Origin of the sequence: Agrobacterium sp. MS2 (genome assembly GCF_003261015.1) — a bacterium.
Taxonomy (GTDB): domain Bacteria; phylum Pseudomonadota; class Alphaproteobacteria; order Rhizobiales; family Rhizobiaceae; genus Agrobacterium; species Agrobacterium pusense.
Genome location: NZ_QLNF01000061.1, coordinates 1 through 4961 on the forward strand (window position 1 = coordinate 1; position 4961 = coordinate 4961).

The following is a 4961-nucleotide window of genomic DNA, read 5'->3' on the forward strand; positions in this document are numbered from 1 at the left end:
TGCGCATGTGATGGTGACAACGCGTCAGGTGGGTGAGGGCGGTCTTGGGAGCAAGACCTTTCTTGAGCACAAGAATGGGCGTTTGTTGGCAAATGGCATGGCAACGACGGACATGCAGCTTCGCGACATCCGGCAGGCGTGGGAGGGGATTGCTAATCGTCAGCTTGCCCGTGAGGGTCTGGATATCTGGATTGATCATCGCTCGCATGAGGAGCGGGGACTTGAGATTTCGCCGACGGCGCATATGGGTGTTCACGCTACGCAGATCCAGCGACGAGAGGGCGGCGTTGACCGGACGCGGTTGGATACGGAAGCTGCGTCTAAGAATGCTGATCTGATCCGGGAGAAGCCGGAGCAAGTTCTGGCGCTGATCATAGCGGAGAAGAGCGTTTTTGATCGGCATGATGTGGCGCGCATGCTGCATCGCTACATCAATGACGATGCGCAGGCGTTCCAGAATGCGTTTGCCGCAGTCATGGCGTCGCCGGCCTTGACCGAGCTACAGGCGGAGCGCGTGGACGGGGAGACGGGCGAGGTTGAGCTTGCGAAGTACTCGACGCGCGAGATGGTTGAGATCGAAAGCGCCATGGCTGATCGCGCAGAACTGTTGCGGCAGGCGCGCAGCCATGGCGTTGATCGTCCATATGTCGATCGAGCAATAGCAAAGCAGGACGCTGCGATCCGCACAAGCTCCGGCGACAGTTCTGCACGGCTTTCTGATGAACAGCGACGAGCGATTGAACACATCACGGGGCCAGAGCGGGTGGCCGCGGTCGTCGGCTTTGCAGGCGCTGGCAAGTCGACGATGCTGGCGGCTGCGCGCGAGGCTTGGGAGGCTCAAGGCTACCGTGTGCATGGTGCGGCCTTGTCGGGTAAAGCGGCTGAAGGTTTAGAAGAAAGTTCCGGCATCGAGAGCCGGACCCTGGCTTCATGGTCTCATGGATGGGAGCGGGACAGGAACCAGATTGGCCGCGGCGATGTCTTCGTCATCGACGAGGCGGGCATGGTGGGAAGCCGTCAGCTCGCGCGCTTCGTCAACGAGGTCGAACAGCGTGGCGCCAAGCTCGTTCTTGTCGGCGATCATGAGCAGCTTCAGGCGATCGGGGCGGGGGCACCGTTTAGAGCGATTGCCGAGCAAATAGGTTATGCTGAACTTTCCGATATCAGGCGTCAGCGCGAGGACTGGCAGCGAGAAGCGTCTGTGTCCTTTGCCACGCATAAGACGGCCGAGGGATTGGCTGCCTATTGCGATCACGGCAATGTCAGGTTTGCGACGACGCGCGATGAGGTGCTCTCAGAGATCGTGCGAGATTATCTTGCCGATCGTGATGGCCGTCCTGATGGCACACGGGTTGCGATGGCGCATCGCCGGGTTGATGTGCTGGCGATCAATGAGGGGATCCGGGCTGAGCTGCAGGCGCGGGGCGAGCTGGCGATGGTGAAGCCGGCGGATGCGATCGGGGCAAGGCAGGGTCATACGGGGGCGGAAGATCTTGGCCTTCATGACCAGCGTAACGAGCGCCCGACCTTCACCTACCAGACGAATGATGGAAAACGCGATTTTGCCGAAGGCGACCGGATTGTCTTCCTGGAGAATGATCGCGAGGTTGGTGTCAAGAACGGCATGCTTGGCACGGTCGAGCATGTCGCGGAAAACAGGATCATCGCCAAGCTTGATGGGCGGGGCGGCGACAGTGTCAGCATTCCCACCGACAGCTACCGGGCATTCGATCACGGTTATGCGACGACGATCCACAAGAACCAGGGTGCGACGGTCGATCGTGCCTTTGTGATGGCTTCGGGTACCATGGATCGACATTTGACCTATGTTTCCATGACCCGGCATCGCGATGGCGTTAAACTCTATGCGAGCCAGGAGGAGTTTGCCGGTCGAAAGTCTGGCCAGCACCTCGTTGCCGGTAAGCTGGTGGAGCATGGTGTGGCACCGTTCGAGCACAAGGCGGGCAATCGTGGCAGCTACTTTGTGACGCTTGAGACAGCCCAGGGTGAGCGGCAGACGACGTGGGGTGTGGGGCTGCAAGCGGCGATCAAGCAAGCCGGTGCTGATATTGGTGCCACGATTGGCCTGAAGTATGAGGGCTCTGTGCCGGTGACGCTTCCCGATGGGACTGAGACACATCGTAATGCTTGGCGGGTTCAAGATGCCAATGAGCTTGCCTATAGCCAGCTTGCAGAGCGTCTGTCGCGATCTGGGGTCAAGGAGACGACGCTCGACTATACGGAAGGCTCTGCCGAGCGTCAGTTCGCCGAACGTCGGGGTATGGCAGAGCCGATCGGCGTCCGCAGCGAGATCAGGATAGAAATCCCGACAGAGGGAGCCGATCTACGGTCGGATAAGGAGAGGACTGGCCAGCGGCTTTTGCCAAGTTCGTCCGAACATAGCGACTACCAATCGACTGAGGAGCAACAGCCGAAGCGCAGCATGTTTGACGGGCTGAAGCTGAATGCAAGCCGGGGTGGTGAAGCAGAACGGCCTTCACGAGAAACCGGCCGGCAGGTGCTAGAGCGAACTTCCAGTGATCGTCTGTCTGAGCGGGTGCGGGCGATGTCTGCGTTTGAGCAGGCTGTCGACCGTTATGCCCAAGCCTATAGCCGCATAGACAGGCAGCTGCAGCAGAACCTGTCGATTCTTGAAGGGCAGATGCAGGCCTATCGCCTCGCCGCTGACGATCTGGAGCAGGTGCGGCCGGGTTCACACGCGCTTATCCGGTCAGCCATGCAATATGATCCAAAGACATCGGAGGCCATGACCGAGCGGTCCGGTCGCGAGCGGGTCGACTTGCTCGTCTCTGGCATGGAGAGAGAACGTGTACATCAAGCCGATCCGAACATGCGGGCCGAACGATTCATTCAGCGCTGGAGCGAACTCAAGGCTGAGCGCCAGGAGCTGCGCGGGGCCCAGCATGGTGAGGCGCGTGGCAAGCTCGAGGGCGAGATGCGGCAGATGAGCCAGAGCCTGAAGCGCGATCCGCAGCTGCAATCCACCCTGCGCCGCCGGGCACAGGAGCTCGGAGTCAGCCATCTGGCTCGAGAGCAGAGCCTGGCACGTGAAATGGAGCGCCAGCTCACCCAGGGCCGCAGCCAGACCCAAGGCATTGAGCGATAGAAGGAGAGGGCATGCCGCCAGACAATCGCGATCCGTTCGAGCACAGTGTCGAGGAGCTTGAGGGAGCCAGACTTCCTGAGCGCCAAACAGGAGTAGTTTCTCACGAAACTGGCGAGGATGATGTTGACGCCGGCGATCCAGCTGCAGCCTTTGAGGCGCTGCGCGAAACTGTCGAAAGTCTTGCCGGCGATCTCACCCGGGAGATGACCACTATCCGCAGAGGTGTAGAGACAGCGCTCGATCAGTTCGAACGGCAAGGGGCGCCCATCGACTATAGCGCCGATCTCAGTCAGCTGACGCAAGGGCTTGTCCTTGTGACAGAGCGGCTTCACGCCGTCGAACAATTGCCGCTTCTGCGGCAAAGTGCAGAGCATCAGGCTCGTATCCTCGAGCGGACCAGCGAGGGGTTGGTGCGCGATGCCGTCAAGGCACTCGAGCGCCAGGCGTTAGACCTTGAGCGCATCAGCACGGTTCTGGCCTCCCGCAACGCCCAAGCCTTCCATCGCAAGGATCAGGATTTTAGGATGTGGGTTGCTGCTGTCACCGGCGTGATCGTCGGGGCGTTCCTGCTCGTTGCCTTGCCGCGCTTCCTGCCCTTCTCCGCCGATACACACGTGGCAGCCCTCGTTATGGGCAAAAATCGCATCGATGCTGGTAGTGACATGATCTCGTCGGTTGATCCCTTTACGCTCCAGAAGATGTCATGGGGTGCTCGGTTCTACGATGCCGGGGGTGAGGCGGTCGCCAAATGCCTAGCAAAGGCAGAAAAGATGAGAAAGGACCAGAAATGCACCGTCACGGTTCCGGCGCCGGAGACGCAGCAATGAATGATCTAACTTCTGCCAGACCGGCCGGGGTCGATCAAGCTGAAAGACCTTCGCAAGGCGCTTCGACGCTACGCCTACAGCGCTCAGTATCTGCAAGCCTTGTCTCAGGATGACTGTATGCGCCATGAGATCAATGGCGAGTCCGTAGCCCTGGTCAGCGATGAAGACCGTGCTCATGCGCGGCAGTCTTATCTGATTGTGAGTGCACGGCGCCTGAAGCGCGGGTGAGACGTGGTGCGCAGCCAACCGACATACGCAAAAATGTTTTACATTTTGCATTGCGATCGTGGGACAAGCCCACGATGAGGGTCGCAAAGCTCCAGGAAGGCCTAGTTGATTGATGAGTGAGGACACAATCGAAGTGCCGACAGCCAAGCAACGCAAGGAGCGTCTAATCAACGTCCGCGTCAGCGATGCAGAGCATTCGGCTATCGAAGAAGCGGCCAGGTCGGCCGGTATGAGTGTGTCTGCTTTTTTCCGTTCTTTGCTCCTCGAGGGTGCTGGCGTTCGACCTATTCTGACTGCGGAAGACAGGTTGATCATGGCCGCATTGCTCGAAGATATGCGGATGATAGGCATCAGCAGTGGCTTTGGTGATCGACGCTACGCTTACTCTGTCGAAACCCGAAACGACGGATCGCTGAAGGTCGAAGGCTATGTTGTGTTGCGCAGCGGGCAGGGCGAGAGGCTGACGGCTGACGCGAAGGCGGCCGCCATCGTTCAGGAGCGCTTTAACGCCAGCGCTGTTGCGAAAGAGGCCCCCGCAGCTTTCTCGTTCACAGGCTATGGCAATGGCGTGGAATATGGCGCTGCCAAGTTGCGAGACCTGATCGCGCAGTGGAACGACGTTCGAGACGATCAGGGATGTTCGATTCCCGATGACAAGGCTGCGGGCGACCTGGTGCAAAAGGAATGGCGGGATGAGCTGCACAGTCGCAAGAGCCGTGACGTGAAGCACGTGATCATGTCCGCGCGTGCCGGCACGGATGCTGTCGCCTTCGAAGGAG

The 4961-nt window shown here is 59.6% G+C and carries 4 protein-coding genes; all 4 read left to right on the forward strand.

Translation table 11 applies throughout. From position 1 onward, the window contains the following. A partial coding sequence (gene traA / locus DOU54_RS16970; RefSeq protein ID WP_286079929.1) for a Ti-type conjugative transfer relaxase TraA occupies window positions 1-3127 on the forward strand: 3127 nt, incomplete at its 5' end. A gap of 11 nt (window positions 3128-3138) precedes the next feature. After that, a complete protein-coding gene (locus DOU54_RS16975; RefSeq protein ID WP_225246632.1) occupies window positions 3139-3954 on the forward strand; it encodes a DUF6118 family protein in 816 nt (271 codons plus the stop codon). A gap of 33 nt (window positions 3955-3987) precedes the next feature. Beyond that, window positions 3988-4182, forward strand: a complete 195-nt coding sequence (locus tag DOU54_RS28480; protein WP_502695970.1) for a ProQ/FINO family protein — start codon at window positions 3988-3990, stop codon at window positions 4180-4182. A gap of 133 nt (window positions 4183-4315) precedes the next feature. Next, the coding region (locus DOU54_RS28555; RefSeq protein WP_502695969.1) for a plasmid mobilization protein at window positions 4316-4961 on the forward strand (646 nt) is incomplete at its 3' end.